This is a genomic window from Gemella sp. 27098_8_155 (assembly GCF_041433725.1).
Taxonomy (GTDB): Bacteria; Bacillota; Bacilli; order Staphylococcales; family Gemellaceae; genus Gemella; species Gemella haemolysans_D.
Map to the genome: position 1 here is coordinate 112,849 of NZ_JAPWCA010000004.1, position 18,714 is coordinate 131,562.

17 protein-coding genes are annotated in these 18,714 nt (G+C 32.4%); 9 read left to right on the forward strand and 8 right to left on the reverse strand.

The window, feature by feature from the left end; translation table 11 throughout:
- Positions 1-4: 4 nt before the first annotated feature.
- Together tilS and O5Y44_RS03165 are read right to left on the reverse strand one after the other, a co-directional pair.
- A complete protein-coding gene (gene tilS, locus O5Y44_RS03160) occupies positions 5-1,321 on the reverse strand; it encodes a tRNA lysidine(34) synthetase TilS (RefSeq protein WP_271966256.1) in 1,317 nt (438 codons plus the stop codon).
- On the reverse strand, positions 1,311-1,925 hold the full coding sequence (locus O5Y44_RS03165) for a S1 RNA-binding domain-containing protein (protein ID WP_371465514.1): 615 nt from the start codon (positions 1,923-1,925) through the stop codon (positions 1,311-1,313). Before O5Y44_RS03165 ends, tilS begins: the two co-directional genes overlap by 11 nt.
- A gap of 303 nt (positions 1,926-2,228) precedes the next feature.
- Here O5Y44_RS03165 and pdhA point away from each other — a divergent pair, with 303 nt between their 5' ends.
- The 6 genes from pdhA to buk all read left to right on the forward strand — a co-directional run bounded on the left by pdhA (position 2,229) and on the right by buk (position 9,091).
- Positions 2,229-3,335, forward strand: coding sequence for a pyruvate dehydrogenase (acetyl-transferring) E1 component subunit alpha (pdhA, locus tag O5Y44_RS03170; protein ID WP_371465515.1), 1,107 nt, complete (start codon positions 2,229-2,231; stop codon positions 3,333-3,335).
- A gap of 1 nt (position 3,336) precedes the next feature.
- Positions 3,337-4,314 carry an alpha-ketoacid dehydrogenase subunit beta gene (locus O5Y44_RS03175; protein WP_003147587.1) on the forward strand — a complete coding sequence of 326 codons (978 nt, stop codon included), beginning with the start codon at positions 3,337-3,339 and terminating at the stop codon, positions 4,312-4,314.
- 18 nt (positions 4,315-4,332) lie between these two features.
- Positions 4,333-5,634 (forward strand): dihydrolipoamide acetyltransferase family protein, encoded by a 1,302-nt coding sequence (locus tag O5Y44_RS03180; RefSeq protein ID WP_371465516.1) that lies wholly within the window; start codon positions 4,333-4,335, stop codon positions 5,632-5,634.
- Positions 5,635-5,636: 2 nt separating this feature from the next.
- The gene (gene lpdA / locus O5Y44_RS03185; protein ID WP_371465517.1) at positions 5,637-7,046 is read left to right on the forward strand and encodes a dihydrolipoyl dehydrogenase; all 1,410 of its coding nucleotides are present in this window, start codon (positions 5,637-5,639) and stop codon (positions 7,044-7,046) included.
- Positions 7,047-7,119: 73 nt separating this feature from the next.
- The gene (locus tag O5Y44_RS03190; RefSeq protein WP_371465518.1) at positions 7,120-8,025 is read left to right on the forward strand and encodes a phosphate acyltransferase; all 906 of its coding nucleotides are present in this window, start codon (positions 7,120-7,122) and stop codon (positions 8,023-8,025) included.
- 1 nt (position 8,026) lies between these two features.
- Complete coding sequence (buk, locus tag O5Y44_RS03195; protein WP_371465519.1) at positions 8,027-9,091, forward strand: butyrate kinase; 1,065 nt, start codon at positions 8,027-8,029, stop codon at positions 9,089-9,091.
- Positions 9,092-9,184: 93 nt separating this feature from the next.
- Here buk and O5Y44_RS03200 read toward each other — a convergent pair whose 3' ends face one another.
- Positions 9,185-10,081: a LysR family transcriptional regulator gene (locus O5Y44_RS03200; protein ID WP_271966263.1), complete on the reverse strand. Its 897-nt coding sequence runs from the start codon at positions 10,079-10,081 to the stop codon at positions 9,185-9,187.
- A 400-nt stretch (positions 10,082-10,481) separates the two neighbouring features.
- Here O5Y44_RS03200 and O5Y44_RS03205 point away from each other — a divergent pair, with 400 nt between their 5' ends.
- Both O5Y44_RS03205 and O5Y44_RS03210 read left to right on the forward strand, forming a co-directional pair.
- The gene (locus O5Y44_RS03205) at positions 10,482-10,715 is read left to right on the forward strand and encodes a hypothetical protein (protein WP_271966264.1); all 234 of its coding nucleotides are present in this window, start codon (positions 10,482-10,484) and stop codon (positions 10,713-10,715) included.
- 126 nt (positions 10,716-10,841) lie between these two features.
- Positions 10,842-11,072, forward strand: coding sequence for a hypothetical protein (locus tag O5Y44_RS03210; RefSeq protein WP_271966265.1), 231 nt, complete (start codon positions 10,842-10,844; stop codon positions 11,070-11,072).
- A gap of 92 nt (positions 11,073-11,164) precedes the next feature.
- Here the strand turns inward: O5Y44_RS03210 and O5Y44_RS03215 are convergent, their stop codons facing one another.
- The 5 genes from O5Y44_RS03215 to O5Y44_RS03235 form a co-directional block, all read right to left on the reverse strand.
- Positions 11,165-13,036 (reverse strand): polysaccharide biosynthesis protein, encoded by a 1,872-nt coding sequence (locus O5Y44_RS03215; RefSeq protein ID WP_271966266.1) that lies wholly within the window; start codon positions 13,034-13,036, stop codon positions 11,165-11,167.
- A 204-nt stretch (positions 13,037-13,240) separates the two neighbouring features.
- Positions 13,241-13,492, reverse strand: a complete 252-nt coding sequence (locus O5Y44_RS03220) for a hypothetical protein (protein ID WP_271966267.1) — start codon at positions 13,490-13,492, stop codon at positions 13,241-13,243.
- Positions 13,493-13,494: 2 nt separating this feature from the next.
- Positions 13,495-14,457, reverse strand: coding sequence for a CdaR family protein (locus O5Y44_RS03225; protein WP_271966268.1), 963 nt, complete (start codon positions 14,455-14,457; stop codon positions 13,495-13,497).
- 11 nt (positions 14,458-14,468) lie between these two features.
- A complete protein-coding gene (gene cdaA / locus O5Y44_RS03230) occupies positions 14,469-15,275 on the reverse strand; it encodes a diadenylate cyclase CdaA (protein ID WP_271966269.1) in 807 nt (268 codons plus the stop codon).
- Positions 15,276-15,549: 274 nt separating this feature from the next.
- Positions 15,550-16,650, reverse strand: coding sequence for an NAD(P)/FAD-dependent oxidoreductase (locus O5Y44_RS03235; RefSeq protein WP_371465520.1), 1,101 nt, complete (start codon positions 16,648-16,650; stop codon positions 15,550-15,552).
- 242 nt (positions 16,651-16,892) lie between these two features.
- On the opposite strand from O5Y44_RS03235, the gene pepF reads away from it, so the two are divergent.
- Positions 16,893-18,701, forward strand: a complete 1,809-nt coding sequence (pepF, locus tag O5Y44_RS03240) for an oligoendopeptidase F (protein ID WP_316447226.1) — start codon at positions 16,893-16,895, stop codon at positions 18,699-18,701.
- Positions 18,702-18,714 lie beyond the last annotated feature (13 nt).

Sequence of the window (18,714 nt, forward strand, 5' to 3'; positions counted from 1 at the left end):
TGTTTTATCCTTTCATGTTTATATAATAATCATATTTTTTATTTTTGTTGACTTTAGTATTTATTCCTAAAACTCCTAAAACCCCATCTTTATTGCGAATTACTGGAAGTTTATCTCTAAGTTCTCTAGGGATTTTTTCATCGATAAAAAGACGGGAAAGTTTTTTACTAACTTTACCTCTTTGAATCCTATCTCCATCCCTCTTAGTAGTAACTACAAGCGGCAAGTCTTCCCTGTTAAATCCTACTTCAGATGAGTTATTCATTGTCGTTATTAGAAAATTACTCTGATGAAACGTATAAACTTTATTTATATCCACTTCATCTATTATTAATTCTATCCTATCATTATAACATTTTTTTTCGATTTTATGAATATAAATACTATTATATTCGCTAATTATTTTTAAATTATTTTTCAAATCATAACTTTTATTGTTATTTCTGTTTTTTAAGTCATCTATTATTGTAAATAAGGCTCTTTGTTTCACATCAAAAATACCAAAATTATTTGCTAATATGTTTTTTAGCAAGAAATAAATCTCTTCTTTGGTATTTTTTAATAATTTTTCTTTATCTAATTCGACTTTATCTTCTTCTAGTGAAATCACATAGTCATTTTTAGCTTCTAATACTTTGTTTTTCAGCTCTGTATTAATATTTTGATAATAACTAGAAAAATTAATCAAATTATCAAAACTCGCAGCATTTACATCGTTCAACAATGGTACAATGTTATGCCTTATATTGTTTCTAGTGTAGTCAGTATCGAAGTTTGTTGAATCAACGTAGTATTTCAAGTTATTTTTAGCAGCATACTGCTCAAGATCAATTTTTAATATATTTAATAACGGACGATAAACTTCTAAGTTTCCAATAGTAGTCTGCTCTTCTATCATCAGATTATAATCCATACTACGTCCGCTAAGCAGTCTCATAAGAATATTTTCTACCTGATCATTTTTGTGATGAGCAGTTACTAACTTCACTCCACCTTCTAACGAAGACATCTCCTCAAATGCTTCATAACGCAGTTTTCTTGCGAGCATTTCCTCTGATGTGTGGCTATCCCTTACTAAATCATTCATATTTAGCTCTTTTTTATAAAATTTCACGTTATAGTTTTTAACAAAATTCTCTACAAATTCAGCTTCTTCATAAGACTCTTCTCTTAGTCCATGATTTATGTGAAATGCCACTAGTTCCTTATAACTTTCTTTATACTTCGTTACAAGTAGATGAAATAAAACTATAGAGTCTACCCCTCCTGATAGACCTAGAGCTATTTTATCAGTTTTTTGCCATAAAAGATTAATGTCCATCTAGATAACCTCTCTCTTGAAGACCTTTCTTGATTTTCTCAAACTTATCTTCAGCTTGCTTCGTCGTTAAGATTATATTTTCTAATAGTCCTTCTGGTGCTGGTGGAATTTCTTTTTTCTCTTCTTTTTCCTCAGATAGCTCAGTAATATTACTCTTCTTACCTTTTCCTACAGAAATCTTCATATTACCTATAAATTGAAGTTTTTTCAAATCTTTTAGAGTTTTTGTCTCTTGCTTAGGCTCTTCTTTTTCTTCCTGTACTTCTTGCTTTTTCTGAGCCTCCTGTTGCTCTTTGACTTCTTTTTTTATCGGTGTCTTCGGTTTATTTTTCTTTTTATTCTGTTTTTCTTTAGAGTTTTTCTCTACTTTTTTCTTCTCACCTTCAGTTTGTTTTAACTCTTTTTGTGTTAAGACCACTAAAGAATCCTTTGTACTTTTCTCCTCAGCCTTAATAACAAAGCCAACAGAAAAAATCTCCTCTAACTTTTTCTTTTTACCTATAAACATATTTTCCTTTGGTAAAAATGCATCTTTACCATTTTCTAGTTTTATATACAGTCCTTTACTTTCAACCTTTGTTACCTTACCTGAAACTTTACTCATTCAATCACCTCGCTATCAACTTAAATATAAACTATATAATCTCAATAGTTCAAACCTCTTAAGTCATTCCTATTTGTTTCACTTAAATATTATACCACACTCTATTCATCTATTGAAATATCAAAGACAATTCAAAGCTATATCCTCAAAAATATTAATCTGTATCATTAAGTAACAATTGATTAATATAAATTTTTTTAATATTACTATAAAAAAATACAATTAGTAAATTTTGTGTAAATCCATTATAATTAAAGTGTAGAAATCGTTTTCAATAATACAAAATTTAAGGAGTGATAAATTATGAAAATTGTTAAACAAGGACCATTTACATTCGAAGATTCAATAAAGAAACCGGCTGAATTGTTTCCTATGTATCAAGTTCTAAACGAAGATGGTGAAGTTACTAATCCAGATTTGTTTCCTGATATTAGTGATGAAAAACTAGTGGAATTAATGAAAGTTCTAGTTTTCGGTAGAACATATGACGAGAGAGTAATTATTTTAAATAGACAAGGGGCTCTAGGTAACTATCCACCCGCCGGTGGTCAAGAAGCTAGTCAATTAGCGACAACGTTCGCCCTTGAAAAAAATGATTTTCTTGTTCCTACCTATCGCGATATCCCTCCACTACTTATTCACGGCTTAACAATAGAACAAGCTTTTTTATGGTATAAAGGGCATTTAAAAGCTAACCAATATCCTGAATCATTATGCGCCTTCTCTCCTCAAGTTATTGTTGGTGGACAGATGCCACATGCTGCTGGGGTTGCTTTTGGAAAACGTCTAAAAGGTGAAAAAAATGTTGTACTAGCATTTTGTGGAGATGGTGGATCTTCTCAAGGGGACTTCTATGAAGGATTAAATTTTGCTGGAGTGTATAATGCTCCTTTAATTACTATTCTGCAAAACAACGGTTATGGTATCTCTACTCCTATATCTAAACAGACTAAGTCAATTACACTGGCACAAAAAGGGGTTGCTGCTGGTATCGCTAGTATAAAAGTAGATGGTATGGATCCATTGGCAATGTATGCCGCTGTAGCTAAAGCACGTGAATATGCAATTGAACATGGACCTGTTCTAATCGAAGCATTTACTTATCGCCTAGGACCACACACTATGTCAGATGACCCAACTCGTTATCGTACTGATGAAGAAGTATCATCATGGCAGAAAAAAGATCCACTAATTCGATTAAGAAAATATCTTGAGAAAAAAGGATTATGGAATAACGAAATAGAAGAAGAAACAATCGATGATGTAAAACGTCAAATTAAAGAAGCGATGGTTGCAATAAACAAAGCTGAAAAACAAAAAGTTTCAACATTTTTAGAAAATATGTTTGAAATTCCTACCCAAAACATTAAAGAACAAATCGAAATATACAAACAAAGGGAGGCGAACTAATATGTCTGAGAAAACTATTGCGCAAGCAGTCACAGAAGCACTTGATTACAAATTAAAAACTGATGAAAAAACTTTAATATTCGGTGAAGATGTCGGAGTTAACGGTGGAGTTTTTAGGATTACAGATGGTTTACAAGCAAAATATGGAGATAAAAGAGTATTAGATACTCCTTTAGCTGAATCAGGTATCTTGGGACTTGCTATTGGACTAGCAGCTGAAGGATTTAGACCTATCCCTGAAATTCAATTTTTAAGTTTTATTTTAGAAGGTTTCGATGCAGTATACTCTCAATTAGCTCGTTTTAGATATCGTTCAGGAAATACTCGAAACATGGCAGTTACTATACGCTCTACATTCGGAGGGCCTGTCCATACTCCTGAATTACACTCAGATAGCTTAGACGGAATTTTAGCTCAAATTCCTGGACTTCGTGTAGTAATTCCTAGCAATCCCTATGATGCAAAAGGATTATTAATTTCTTCTATCGAAAGTAACGATCCAGTTATATTCTTAGAACATCTTAGAATGTATCGCTCAATTAAAGGTGAAGTTCCAGACGAAGGATATCGTGTACCATTAGACAAAGCAAGCGTTGTTAGAGAAGGAACAGATGTTTCGATCATTACATACGGTCTTATGGTTCACTATAGCTTAAAAGCAGCTGAACAATTAGAAAAAGAAGGTATCTCTGTTGAAGTTGTTGACCTTAGAACTATCTCTCCTGTCGATATGGAAACTATTATATCTTCTGTTAAGAAAACAGGACGTGTGATAGTAGTTCAAGAATCTCAACGTCAAGCTGGGGTTGCTGGACAACTTCTATCAGAAATTTCTGAACGTGCATTTATGTATCTAGATGCACCTGTTGGACGAGTTACTTCTCCTGATACTACATTTTCATTTGGTTTAGCTGAAGAATATTGGCTACCTACTCCAGCAGACATCGTTAATAAAGTTAAAGAAGTCTATGACTTTTAATGAATGGAGGGACTTAATATGATTTATTCATTTATTTTACCAGATAGTGGAGAAGGACTTCATGAAAGTGAAATTATTCAATGGGGTTTTAAAGTTGGAGAAGCAGTGAAAGAAGATGATATTCTAGTAGAAATTCAAAGTGATAAAGCTGTTGTTGCCCTGCCGTCTCCTGTTTCTGGAACAATTAAAACAATTTATGCAAAAGTTGGGGAAATGGCTAAGGTTGGTTCAGTTATTGTTGATATTGAGACAGATCAAAATGTAGAAGTACACGAGGAACAAGAATCTGCCGAAGTTGAAGATAATACTGCTACCGAGACTATTAAACCTATAGAAAAACAAAATAATTCATCTGATGTTGATATTAGATTATTAGCCATCCCTAGAGTAAGAAAATACGCTAGAGATAAAGGGGTCGATCTTAGACTAGTACCTGCCACTGGTAAACGTGGCCTTGTTACAATCGAAGATATTGAAAATTACCTTAATAACAGTACTGTTAAAGAAGTTTCACCAGTACAGCAGCCACAAGTTACAAACGAAGTTATTAACGAAAAAACTGAGGTGACAGCAGTTCCTAAATTTGAACCTACTCCTTCAAATAACACTAACAATACTACAAGAGTACCGATGACTAATATTAGAAAAGCTATTGCACGTGCAATGGTTAATAGTAAAGCTATTTCGCCTCACGTAACAGTTCTAGATCAAGTAAATGTTGAAAAACTTGTTGAACATAGAAATAGAATGAAACAGATAGCAAAAGACAGAGACATTAAACTTACATACACAGCATATTTCATAAAAGCTGTGGCAGCCACTCTTGCAAAATTCCCAGAGTTAAATGCCTCTGTAGATAACGAAAAATTAGAGATAATATATAAAAATTACATTAATATTGGTGTTGCAACCGATACTGAACATGGTTTATTCGTACCAAATATTAAGGATGCTAACTTCAAGAGTCTATTCAAAATAGCTCGTGAACTAGATGAGAACACAGCTCTTGCTCATGCTGGTAAATTAGGAAGAGATAAACAAACAGATGGTTCTATGACTATTACAAATGTCGGAGCAATTGCTACTAGCGGTGTTTGGGCTACTCCAATTATCAATCAACCTGAAGTAGCTATACTAGGATTTGGACGTTTCGAAGAAACATTTATCCCAGATGAAAACAAACAACCAAAACTTGTCCCAATGCTTAAACTTTCATTCTCATTCGACCACAGAATTGTAGATGGTGGTACAGCACAACGCGCACTAAATACAGTCAAAGAGTATTTAGCAGATCCTGATTTATTGTTAGTGGAGGGATAATTATGGTAGTAGGAAATTTTATTCAAGAATTAGATACTATTGTCATTGGTGGTGGCCCTGGTGGTTACGTCGCAGCTATTAAATTAGCTCAACTAGGTAAAAAAGTTACCCTATTTGAGAAAGAAAAAGTGGGCGGAACTTGTTTACATCGTGGTTGTATCCCTTCAAAAGCACTTATATCTGTAGGTCATCAATTTGAGGAAATAAAAAAATCAACTCGTGGAATAAAAGTTGATAATGCAGAAATAGACTTTGTTGAGACGCAACGTTGGAAAAACGAAGAAGTTGTAGAAACCTTACACAAAGGTGTTCAAGGCTTATTGAAAAAAAATGGTGTTAATGTAATTTATGGCGAGGTTAACTTTATAGACGATAAAACTATCAGCGTAATTTTAGACGAATTCCACAATAATACATATCATTTTAAAGAAGCTATTATCGCAACTGGAACACAACCGATAGAAATTAAAGGGTTTAAATTTAAAGATCGTATACTTAGTTCTACTGAAGTTTTAAATCTTACTGAAGTACCCAAATCACTAGTTGTTATCGGTGGTGGCTATATTGGTATTGAATTAGCTGGAGCATACGCTTCACTTGGTTCAAAAGTTACTATCATTGAAGGAACAGAAAAAATTTTACGAGTTTTTGAAGATGATATAGCCAATGTAGTAATTGAAGAACTAAAAAATAAAGGTGTAGAAATTATCACAAATGCCACTGCCAATAACGCAAAAAACACTGACAATTCTGTCATCACGAACTACTCTGTTGATGGAAAAGAATTTACTATAGAATCAGATTATGTTTTGGTATCCGTTGGTAGAAAAGCAAAATTCGATGAACTTGGCTTAGAATACGCGGGCGTTGAAGTTACAGATCGCGGATTAATTAAAGTTGATGAACAACGTAGAACAACTAAAGAACATATATTCGCTATTGGAGATATCGTAGAAGGTCCTACATTAGCTCATAAAGCAATGTATGAAGCAAAAATTGCTGCTGAAGCATTAAATGGGGATAAAGCTGCAATAGTCGACTACTTTGCCATCCCAACAGTCTGCTTTACTACACCTGAAATAGCACTCGTAGGATATACAAAAGCTCAAGCACAAGAAAAAGGTTATGAAGTAGTAACTGGACAATATTCATTTGGACATAACGGAAGATCTTTATCGATTTCTCAAAGCAAAGGATTCGTCCGTATTGTCGCAATAAAAAATACTAATAAAATTATCGGTGCAGCCATCGTTGGGCCTGGTGCCAGTGATCTAATTGCGGAATTAGCACTTGCCGTAGAACAAGGACTGACAGTTGATGATATTTCTCTAACCATCCATGGACACCCTTCTCTTAATGAAGTCGTGGTTGAAGCAGCCGATATTATTCTAAAAAAAGCAATTCATTCCTAAAATTTAACTTTTAAAGAAAGAACAGGGATATTCAACTTCTCTGTTTCTTTCTTCAAAAAGAAAGGAGAAGATTATGTTAGAAAGTTTTAATCAACTAGATGACATTTTTAAAACAAAAATAACTAAACCAAAAACAATCGTCGTTGTAAAAGCTGCTCAAGACCATGCTCTTCATAGTGTTTTTGAGTTTGCTAATAAAGGTTATTTAGTACCTATTCTAATAGATTCTAAAGAAAAAATAGATGAATTATTACTAGATATAAATACTAAAAACAGTGATTTTGAAATTATAGATATAGAAGATGATGTATCTGCTGCAAAAAGAGGTATAGAGTTAGTTAGAGAGGGTAAAGCTGACTTTATCATGAAAGGAAACCTTCCTACTTCAACACTTTTAAGAGAAGTAGTAAATAAAGAAACAGGAATTAAAAAAAGTTCTGTTCTTTTCCACCTAGCATTATTAGAAATTCCAAAATATAATAAACTTTTAGGTATAACCGATGGGGGAATGATTCTTGAACCTTCTGAAGAACAGAAAATAAAAATAATCGAAGAAACTTCTAAGATTTTTACATCTCTTGGTTATGAAAAAATAAAATTCAGCCTATTATCTGCAGCAGAGATGGTTAACCCTAAACAAAAATCTTCGGTAGAAGCTGATGAAATCTCTAAATACTTCAAAAATAATGAAACACTAATTGTTGAGGGACCATTATCTTTAGATATATCTCTTGATAAAAATATTGCACAAGAGAAAAAATATGCAGGGAATATCCAAGGAGACGCTGATGTTCTAGTAGTTCCTGACATAGTTTCTGGTAACGGTATTTCTAAATCACTAATACTAATGGCAGAAGCCAAAATGGCTGGATTGATACTTGGAGCAACTGTTCCAATCGTACTAACATCACGCTCTGCTTCTGATACCGAAAAAAAATATTCTTTAATTCTAGCACTGCTAGCAGATAAGGAGAATTAATATGAAAAAAATATTCGTTATTAATCCAGGTGCAACTTCTACCAAGGTTGCATACTATGAAAATACTACAGAAATCTTCTCACATGAGATTACCTATTCATTAGAACAACTAAAGCCATTCAATAATATCTTCGATCAATTGTCACTTAGATTAACTGATATTGAGTCACTAATTAAAGAGAAGCTACCTAATCACAAGTTTGATGCAGTTGTAGGTCGTGGGGGGCTTCTTCCACCAGTAGATGCTGGGGCTATTCTTGTAGATGAGAATCTTATAGATTGTTTAAAAAATAGGCCCTTATTAGAACACGCCTCTAACCTAGGAGCATCACTCGCTAAAAGTGTTGCGGAAAAATTTGGTGTTGAGTCTGCGCCTTCTTTCATATATGATCCTGTTACCGTCGATCAAATGAATGATGTTGCTCGTATCTCTGGTTCAAACCTAATCGATAGAAAAAGTGTCGGCCACGCACTTAATATGCGAGCTGTAGCTCATGATGTGGCTAATAAGTTAAATATCCCATACGAATCTGGGAATTTTATAGTCGTTCATGTTGGTGGCGGTTCTAGTGCTAGTGCACATGAAAATGGACGCATGGTCGATGTTATTTCTGATGATGAAGTAATGTTTTCTAGCGAACGTACAGGAGGTATTCCACTTAAACAATATATTAACTTATGCTATGAAAAAACTAAATCAGAAGTGACAGAACTGACTCGTAAAAAAGGAGGGCTTGTCTCATACTTCGGAACAAATGATGCAAGAAAAATCCATGAACTTATGGATAATGGTGATGAAAAAGCAAAACTTGTATTAGAAGCAATGGCCTATCAAATATCAAAAGCTATAGGTGAATTAGCTACAGTATTAAAAGGACAAGTAAATGCTATAATACTTACCGGTGGAATAGCGCGTTCTAATTTTATCTCAGATAAAGTTAGAGAAAGAGTTGAATTCATCGCTCCACTATTCATTATCCCAGGAGAAAAAGAAATGCAGGCTCTAGCATCAGGCGCACTGAGAGTTCTTAATAACGAAGAAAAATATAATATTTTCGAAAAATAGAACTACTATGCTTTAAACTTCTATGTATGGTCTACAAAAAGGGTAGTGACTCATAAATCTATTTTCATAAGTCACTACCTTTTTCTATATTTTTTACTTTTTCTTAATTTTTTCAGAAAGTATGTAGTCTATAAACAATTTTCCTATTTCAGAAATATCTTCGTCTTTTTTATGAGCAATTCCTACCTTGTACTCCATCTTTTCCGCTAACGGTATCCACTTCGTATTTTGAAATTGACTAATATCTTCGAACTCAGCAGGCAATATAGCCACACTATTAAATATCTCTATACTCTTAACAAGAACAGTCCAATTATCATCGGCAAAAACAATATTCGGTTCAAAACCTCTCTCCCTACACTTCACATAAATTTCATTTCCTAGGACATAATTTTTTGTGAGTGAACTTATTCGCACATCTTTTAAATCCTCAATAGTAATCTCTTCTTTATTTTCCAAAGGATGATTAGAAGGAACTACAATCGCAGCAACATACGAAGCCTTTTTTCTTTCAATAGGTTTCATAACAATGCCTCTCTCATACTGTGGAAAAGAAAGTAATCCTAAATCTAGATCTCCATTAGCAACCATCCTTTGCAGTTGTTTAGAACCATGTTGAATTAAGCTCAACTCAACTTTAGGATGTCTAGCTATAAAACTCGATATTTCTTCCATATATTGAATTGCAAATAATACTGTTAAACCTACCTTCAGCACTTCTCTACTTTCTTCAATAGATGCATTCATTTCATCAATTAAATTATTGTATGATTTCAATAAAACAATACCTTTTTCATAAAGCATTTGCCCACTTTCTGTTAACTCTAAACGTCTATTATTTTGCTCAAATAAAGTAGTATTAAATTCCTTCTCCAATTTCTTTATTGCTAACGTTAATGTAGGCTGCGTAACAAATAATTCCTTTGCCGCTAAAGAATAACTTCTCTTATTCGCAACTGTAATAAAATAGTTTAACTGTCTAAATTCCATAAATACTCCCCCATCCTCTCAATATCTTACAATATTATTATAACTTAAAGAGTATTAATTTAACAACTACAACACAATATTACATCCTTCAAATAATATATAGAACCGAAGTTATAAAAAATACCAACCTCAAAAAATTTACTCTTTTGAAATCAGCACTTAATCATTATATATTTTTTTAAGTAATGTTATGTTAACTATCTCTAAAAATAACATCATTAACCTTTATTATACCATAAAAACAATGATTTTATCAGTCTTTTATTTTTTAATATTTTGTGTTATGTTAAAGTTACTAAAGGAGCTGACTCAACAAAATCTTGTTTCTTAAAAGATCATACTTTTTGAGTTACTCCATATTAATAGTAAATACGCAATACGCGGTTTCAGGGAGGTTATTATGATAAACGAAAAAAAAATAAAAAAAAGATATTACATATTTGTAGTATTCTATGTTTTTTTATTTGGTCCTATAATCATTTACTTGCTTGATGAAGTAGTTAGTTCAGATTTTACACAAAAATATAAAACCATAATATCAGTGTTCAAATATTTTTGTTCAATCTTACCTATAGTATTAGCTTGGATTCTAACTAACTATATAGATAAAAATACTAAAAACGTAGAAAAATAAAAAATAACACTATCTAAAACTAGCTAGCGAGTGACTCAACAAAATCTTGTTTCTTAAAAGATTATACTTTTTGAGTCACTCCATATTAATAGTAAATACGCAATACGCGATTTCAGGGAGGTTACTATGTTAAACGCAGAAAAACGCAAAAAAAGATTTTACATATTTCTAGTATTCTATTTTTTATTTGGTATTGCACTATTATTAATCTTAGATAATGCAGTTAGTCCAGACTTTGAACAAAAACACAAAACTTTATTATTTGTACTCAAACTTACCTATATGGAATCACCTATATTGTTAGCTTTAATTATAAATAACTATATAGCTAAAAAAACTAAAAACGTAGAAAAATAAAATAGACACTCTCTATCACTAGCTATACTACAAACTCCCTTATATAGCTAGAAAGGGCGATTCAAAATAACTTTTGAATCGCCCTCCTTTTTTTATCCATTATAACAATTTATTATCTCAAATAACTTGCTACGTATTTCTTCATTTGTTGAATGTCCTAGCATTGATTTTAATTCATTTAATTTTTTATCTAATTCATCTACATCAATGTCTAGAGTTGTATTTTTATAGATCATTTGGTTATCAGTCTTCTCACTGCTTTCGTAATCAAGTGATAACTCCTCATACATCTTCTCACCAGGTCTTAGTCCGATTTCTTCGATATCGATATCTTTATATGGTTCTAATCCTGATAGTTTGATTAAGTTTGTCGCAAGATCTATTATTTTTACGGGTTCTCCCATATCTAATAGGAAAATCTCTCCTTCACTTGCGTAATATCCAGCTTGTAGTACTAATTGCGCCGCTTCTGGAATCGTCATGAAGTAACGAATAATATTTCTATGCGTAATAGTGATAGGTCCACCTTTTTTAATCTGTTCTTTAAAAATAGGAATTACAGAACCATTAGAACCTAGTACATTACCAAATCTAACCGCAGCAAATTTCGTTTTGTACTTATTACCTTTTGATTGTAAGATAATCTCTGTTAAACGTTTCGAAGCTCCCATCGCATTCGTTGGATTTACCGCCTTGTCAGTAGAAATCATAATAAATCTTTCTACTTCTTTTTCAATTGCCACATCCATAACATTTTTCGTTCCAAAAACATTATTTTTTATAGCTTCTTGTGGGCGACGTTCCATTAAAGGTACGTGTTTATGCGCTGCTGCATGGAACACTACATTAGGTTTATACTTATCAAACACCTCAGCTAAAGCAGCTTTTTCACGAATACTTACTATTTCAGAAATATATTGTATATCCTCATATTCTTTACTATGTGATTTTTCAAAATCTAAATCACGTTCTAGCATATATAATGCGTTCTCGTTAACATCTACTAAAACAAGTTGACTAGGTTTGAATTTAAATATTTCTCGAACAATCTGGCTTCCGATTGAACCACCAGCACCAGTAACAAGGATACTCTTTCCTTTAATATATGAACGAATCTCACCTTGAGACAGTTTCACTTCACCACGTCCTAATAAATCTTCGATAGACACGTCTTTTAAGTGTTTAGAAATACTTTCCCCGTCCTCTACAGCAATACCTGAGCTCATTACTTTAACAGTAACATTCGCTTCTTTTAGTACGTTTAATATTCTATTTTTATCATATGCACCAATTGAAGGAATCGCTAAAAATACCTGCTCTACTTCATATTTTGGAATAAGTTTCAGCATATCATATGTTGTTCCAACAACAGTAACTCCACTAATTACAGAATTTTTTCTGTTATCATCGATAAGCCCAACTACATTTGCACGGAAAATATTATTTTTAGATAATTCTTTTAACAAGATATATCCAGCATCTCCTGCACCTATTATAAATGTATTCTTATAAGAATTAGCTCCATATTTACCCGCTTCTCTTTCTCTTAAAGCACGATAAAGCATTCTTGTAAACATCATTCCGGCGATTATTAATAACGGTGAAAAAATCGCAAATCTAACATTTGAAAATGTATCAGGTAGCATATATTGGTATAAAATACTAGTGATTAAATCCCCTAGCACTACTGAAAAACAAATATTTACTATTTCATTTACACCTAAGTAAGACCATAGCGATTTATTAGTACCAAATAAATAAAAACTAATTGTATAAACCACAAGTGAAATTACTAAAAATTCAGCTATTTCTACGTGATGGTCATTCAACATAGAAAATGGATCCGAAGCCTTACCTAAAAATATAGATGCTACTACTCCAAATATTACCGTCAATAAATCCAATACCATAATTAGCTTAAATCTATGATTTATATATATTTTTGATGAAAATAATTTATCCATAACATCTCCTACTAATTCATTAATGAGCAATGGGGTTAATTTATATAATTAAGATAAAACTTAACTACATATTATATCGCAATAGTTTTCAAATAAATATGCTACGAAGTAATAGCTTTTACTTATCTAATAAACTTCGCGGGGGCGATTTAAAAACATGAATTATAATCAGATTTCCAAATCTTCCCCCAAGCTCTTTATATTTTAATATAATCTATAACCAAAGTACCCTGCAGCTGCAATAATTATAAGTAGTATAACAATACTAACTTTTCGAGTTTCTTCAATTACTTTTATCTCTACTAACTTCTGAACTATTAATATCGTAATCGCCACAAAAATGGCTGTTTTTTTAACACTTGGGTTTTCTATAAACATAGTTCCTATTATTATAGCTAAGCTGAAAACCGTTATAAGCATATTAATAGCTAAAAACATCAATTTTTTGTCTGTCATCTTTATTTTTTCCTTATCTTGATCGTTACTTTAACAATCGGCGTATCTGTAGCTATCCTTACATTTTCTTTTGGATATATTTTTAGATTACTACGCTCTTCTGTCTCTTCTTTAACATCGCTCAAGTCAACATCAACGAACATTTCATTAATTTTTGCTAATTCATTAGCGTCTTCCGCCCTAATCGTCACCTTAGTAACATCAGCAGTAGCACTAACTAACTCATATCCTGAAGGTAGGCTACCTATAGTATTCACTTCCAATGGAACTTCTTTTTCTATATTTTTTAATTCAATACTCATAAGCGTTGAGTTCGGCTCTATTTGAATATCCTCTATCTTGTTATAATCACTATCGTAAGCTACTAATTTAGCCTCTTCTCTAGTATTTCTATTAATTTTTGTACGAGTATCACTCTCAGCTCGAACCTCATTTATTCTATTCAGACTCTCGATTGCTCCAGAAATCTTAACAGTTTCATTCGTAACGCTAAGTTTATCTACTTCATAACCAATCAATAGTCGCTCTTTTTTAACTATCGGCGTAACTCTAAACTCTCTCGTTGCTTTTTCTCTAATAGATATCGTTATTGTAGAAGGTTCTGCAGTCCCATCGACACCTTTTTCAAGTCCATTTATTTCAATCTTAACTTTTTGATCATCACCTATTTGAGCATTTCTAAGATTCAACTTCGCTTTAAAGTTCTTAGCGATACTTTCTTTTTGGACCTTTGTCTGTGATCCAGTTAATTTCACAGATACAGTATTAGGAATACCTACCACATACAATTTATCTTTATCATAATCAACTTCAAGTGGGATATCACTAACCCATGCAGTAGCATTATCGTTCGTATCACCTCCGAGAACTGAGAAGTTCTTAAAATTCTCATTAACTGATAAGAACAATAGTATTGCTATTAAAAATGATATTAACTTTAACTTATTATTTTCTTTTAGTTGCATAATATCACCTCTTATTTAATTATTTTATCTTGCTGTTTCCAGTTTTTAGCTAAATATTTCGTTAAATCTTCTGTCGAAAAATCTGAAGTTAAAACACCATTTTGACATACACTAATTTTTCCTGTTTCTTCTGATACAGCAATTACTATAGCATCTGTTACTTCAGATAACCCTAAAGCTGCACGGTGCCTAGTCCCATAGCTACTAGCTATAGATCTATTATCCGATAGCGGAAGTACACAACTTGCAGCACGAATTTTATTTTCATCAATTATCATTGCACCATCATGTAAAGGTGTATTTGGAATAAAAATATTAATTATAAGTTCATTTGTTACCTCAGCATTAACTGTAATACCACTTTCTACATATTCATCAAGTCCTGTATTATTTTCTAAAACTATAAGCGCTCCTATTCTTCGTCGAGCCATATGTCTTGATGAATCAACAACAGCTTTTATTATATGTTCAGTAGAATTTTTTTGTACATCTTTATAATTGATATTGAAGATATTCGATAGCTGTACCCTTCCAATGTATTCAAGAGCACGTCTTAATTCTGGTTGGAATATAATCATTATTCCTAGTACTCCCCAAGTAACTACTTGTTCAAATATATATGTCATCGTTTTGAATCCAATAAAGTTAAAGAATATTTTTAATCCGATAACGATTAATATACCTTTAACAAGTTGCATACCACGAGTACCTTTTAATAAACTTAGCAATTTATAAACTAAGAACCAAACTAATAATATATCCAATAAATGAATAATTAATGTTAGAGTACTTACTCCTGATAAGTATTCAGCTATCATAAATAATCTCCTTCCTTTGATTAATGTCATCAGCACGCAAAACAACATCTAATGCGTACAACAGTCCACATTCAATTATATCATAAAATGCAAGCGTTGTGCCATTTTTATAGAAGAAAAAAGAAGATATTTTCAATAAATATCTTCAAAAATTTTAGAACTATTATTTTACATAGTTTTTACTTATATCTAAATTACAATATCGTTACTATAAAACATCTTATATTTAATTTACAGATTTTATAGAAATCATAATATACTACTAAAAAACGTTCTAATTATTTTTAATTTTTATATAATTTGCAATATTATAATCTTGTGGGTCTAATTCTATATCATTTCCTAAAATTATATTCGCTACACTATAGCCAATTATCGGACCTGTAGTTAAACCAGAAGAGCCAAGACCACTAATCGCATAGACATTTTCTAGTGTAGGAACCTTACCAAAGAACGGAGAATAATCACTAGTATATGCCCTAATTCCAACACGTTCATTTATTATCTGAGCATTTTTTAATTCACCTAAGAAGTTCTTCGCTTCTTCACCAAAAGCATCAAGTTGCTGTTTGTCAACAGTTAAATCAAAGCCCATGTCATTTTCATGTGTCGCTCCAACACTAACAACACCTTTTTCAAATGGAATAATATCCAATTCACCCTCAGGCATTATAACTGGATAAGATCCTGTATTTTCATCAGAAACTTTATAATCTCTTAGTTGGCCTTTTTGCGGACGAACATCAACATCAAAACCAAGAGGCTCTAATATATCTTTTAACCACGCACCAGTCGCGAGAACAACAGTATCAAAAACCTGTCCATTAATCTCATACTTATCTTCCACAACCTTTAGACTAACTTTTTCCCTAACGACATTAGCTTTCGATGCAGTAAGTAAAGTATTAACGAATCTCTCTCCTTCTACTCGTCCACCACCACTCGCGTACAATACATCTCCATTGTTATCGAAGCTAGGAATGATTTTTCGAACTTTTTCTTTTGAGATTATCTCTAAATTCCCTATCATCGGTGATAATTCTTTACGACTTTCAGCAAGTTCTTTTAACTCAGGTAGCTTATCTTCATTTTTTTTCAATAAATATACTCCACATTGTGAATAAAAGTTAGTATTATAGCCATCAATCTCTAGATCTTTAACTAATTTCAAATAAAAATCCGCACCAAGTCTCGCCATCTTATACCAAGGTTTATTACGTCTTTTAGAAAACCACGGACTTATAATCCCAGCTGATGCTTTTGTAGCTTGACCCAAACCATAATCAAAAACTACTATTCCATTTTTTTGTTCTTTTGACAAATAATAAGCACATGTAGCCCCTACTATTCCCCCACCTACTACTGCTATTTTCATAAGATACCTCGCTTTTTTAATAAATCTACTAATTAAAATTATAACTCAAAAAATTTATAGAGTAAACTTCAACTTCAATCAATTTTTTCTAAGACAATTTATAATTAGAATTTCTCTAATTTCTATAAAATCACACTGTACTCTTTCTAGTTATCAATATTTTATAGACTTATAGTTCATATCATATTATAATATTACTTAAGTCCAATGACTTTAAAATTATTATTTATAGGAGGTAAACTATGACTGAAATGAAATTAATACCAAGAAAAGAAGTCGAAGAGAAATATACTTGGGATATGACTCTTCTATACAAAACTGATGAAGATTTTAAAGCGAGCCTTGAGAATATTAAAAAAGAGATTTTAGATTTCAAGGCTACTTACGAAGGAAAATTAGCGGATCACGCTACTTTAGATACTGCCGTTAAAAAATACGAAGAACTTTATGAAGAATTTTATAAACTTTCTCACTACGCTGAATTACCAATGGCGGTAGATAGATTTAATGACAATGTAATACAAAATGTAACACTTTTTGAAGATGTTTCTACTTTATGGGCGGGGAATTTAAGTTTCTTCGATACTGAACTTGTAGGACTAGATGAACAATTCATTAAAGATTTCGTGAAAAACTATCGTCCTGATTTAGAATACTACTTCGAAAAAATCGTTCAGGAGAAAAAACACACATTATCAAAAGAAGCTGAACAAGTAATCGCAAACTACGAGAGTCTTCCTGGTTACTACAATCTATATGAGGTAACTAAGCACGAAGATATGCAATTCGACAGCTTTGAAGCAAATGGAAAAACTTTCGAAAACAGCTTCGTACTATACGAAAACTTACACGAAATGGATAACGATACTGAAGTACGCCGTAATGCTGCGAAAAGTTTTTATAAAACATTAAATGCTTATAAAAACACTTCAGCAAATGAGTATATTTCACAAATCAAAAAAGAAAAAATGCTTGCTACAATGCGTGGTTATGATAGTGTTATCGACTACCTACTAGCTGCTCAAGATGGTAACCGCGAACTATATGATCGTCAAATCCGTACTCTTATGACAGATTTAGCACCTCATATCAGACGTTACATTAAACTTTTAGCTCGCGAACACAAAATTGAAGATATGCAGTTTGCTGACTGTAAGATCAACCTTGATCCAGATTTCGAAGTTGATATGACTATCGACGAGTCTCGTTCTTACCTAAAAAAAGCACTTGGTGTTCTTGGTGAAGACTACGTTAAAATGATCGATGAAAGTTATGACAAACGTTGGACTGACTTCCCTCAAAACATCGGGAAAAGTACTGGTGGATTCTGCGCAACAGTTCCTAATGTAGCTGGATTTATCCTACTTTCTTGGACTGGAAAAATGAATGAAGTTTTCGTTCTTGCTCACGAGCTTGGACATGCATATCACTTCATGAGTACAGGAAAACACCAAACAATGTTAAACAACGATTGCCCACTTTACTTCGTTGAAGCTCCATCAACTTGTAACGAGGTTATCGTATCTAACTACCTACTAAAAACTAACACTGATGCTCGTTTCAAACGTTGGGTTATCAGCAACATGATTAGTAGAACATACTTCCACAATATGGTAACACACTACTTAGAAGCTGTTTATCAAGATAGAATCTACAAAATGGTAGATAACAATGAAATGTTAACTGCTGATGTTCTTTCTGAAGTAAAACGCAACGTTATGGAAGAATTCTTCGGAGATAGTTTAGTAGTTAATGAAGGTGCAGAGCTTACTTGGATGAGACAACCTCACTACTACATGGGACTATACCCTTACACTTACTCTGCAGGATTAACAATCGGTACAGCTATAGCTAATAAGATCGATAATGACAGTTCTTATGCTGACACTTGGTTAAATGTTCTTTCTAAAGGAAGTAGCATGTCAGCACTAGATCTTTCTAAACTTGCAGGTTGTGATGTAAGCACTGATGAACCACTTAAAGAAGCAATTGCTTATGTTGGTCACCTAGTAGATGAACTTTACAACTTAACAGATGAATTAAATGGATAAAAACTTAAAGCTT

What these genes read in the sequence shown, in the direction of transcription:
- tilS (WP_271966256.1), bottom strand. Translation starts at nt 1,321, where the DNA reads ATGGACATTAATCTTTTATGGCAAAAAACTGATAAAATAGCTCTAGGT.
- O5Y44_RS03165 (WP_371465514.1), bottom strand. Translation starts at nt 1,925, where the DNA reads ATGAGTAAAGTTTCAGGTAAGGTAACAAAGGTTGAAAGTAAAGGACTG.
- pdhA (WP_371465515.1), top strand. Translation starts at nt 2,229, where the DNA reads ATGAAAATTGTTAAACAAGGACCATTTACATTCGAAGATTCAATAAAG.
- O5Y44_RS03175 (WP_003147587.1), top strand. Translation starts at nt 3,337, where the DNA reads ATGTCTGAGAAAACTATTGCGCAAGCAGTCACAGAAGCACTTGATTAC.
- O5Y44_RS03180 (WP_371465516.1), top strand. Translation starts at nt 4,333, where the DNA reads ATGATTTATTCATTTATTTTACCAGATAGTGGAGAAGGACTTCATGAA.
- lpdA (WP_371465517.1), top strand. Translation starts at nt 5,637, where the DNA reads ATGGTAGTAGGAAATTTTATTCAAGAATTAGATACTATTGTCATTGGT.
- O5Y44_RS03190 (WP_371465518.1), top strand. Translation starts at nt 7,120, where the DNA reads ATGTTAGAAAGTTTTAATCAACTAGATGACATTTTTAAAACAAAAATA.
- buk (WP_371465519.1), top strand. Translation starts at nt 8,027, where the DNA reads ATGAAAAAAATATTCGTTATTAATCCAGGTGCAACTTCTACCAAGGTT.
- O5Y44_RS03200 (WP_271966263.1), bottom strand. Translation starts at nt 10,081, where the DNA reads ATGGAATTTAGACAGTTAAACTATTTTATTACAGTTGCGAATAAGAGA.
- O5Y44_RS03205 (WP_271966264.1), top strand. Translation starts at nt 10,482, where the DNA reads ATGATAAACGAAAAAAAAATAAAAAAAAGATATTACATATTTGTAGTA.
- O5Y44_RS03210 (WP_271966265.1), top strand. Translation starts at nt 10,842, where the DNA reads ATGTTAAACGCAGAAAAACGCAAAAAAAGATTTTACATATTTCTAGTA.
- O5Y44_RS03215 (WP_271966266.1), bottom strand. Translation starts at nt 13,036, where the DNA reads ATGGATAAATTATTTTCATCAAAAATATATATAAATCATAGATTTAAG.
- O5Y44_RS03220 (WP_271966267.1), bottom strand. Translation starts at nt 13,492, where the DNA reads ATGACAGACAAAAAATTGATGTTTTTAGCTATTAATATGCTTATAACG.
- O5Y44_RS03225 (WP_271966268.1), bottom strand. Translation starts at nt 14,457, where the DNA reads ATGCAACTAAAAGAAAATAATAAGTTAAAGTTAATATCATTTTTAATA.
- cdaA (WP_271966269.1), bottom strand. Translation starts at nt 15,275, where the DNA reads ATGATAGCTGAATACTTATCAGGAGTAAGTACTCTAACATTAATTATT.
- O5Y44_RS03235 (WP_371465520.1), bottom strand. Translation starts at nt 16,650, where the DNA reads ATGAAAATAGCAGTAGTAGGTGGGGGAATAGTAGGGGCTACATGTGCT.
- pepF (WP_316447226.1), top strand. Translation starts at nt 16,893, where the DNA reads ATGACTGAAATGAAATTAATACCAAGAAAAGAAGTCGAAGAGAAATAT.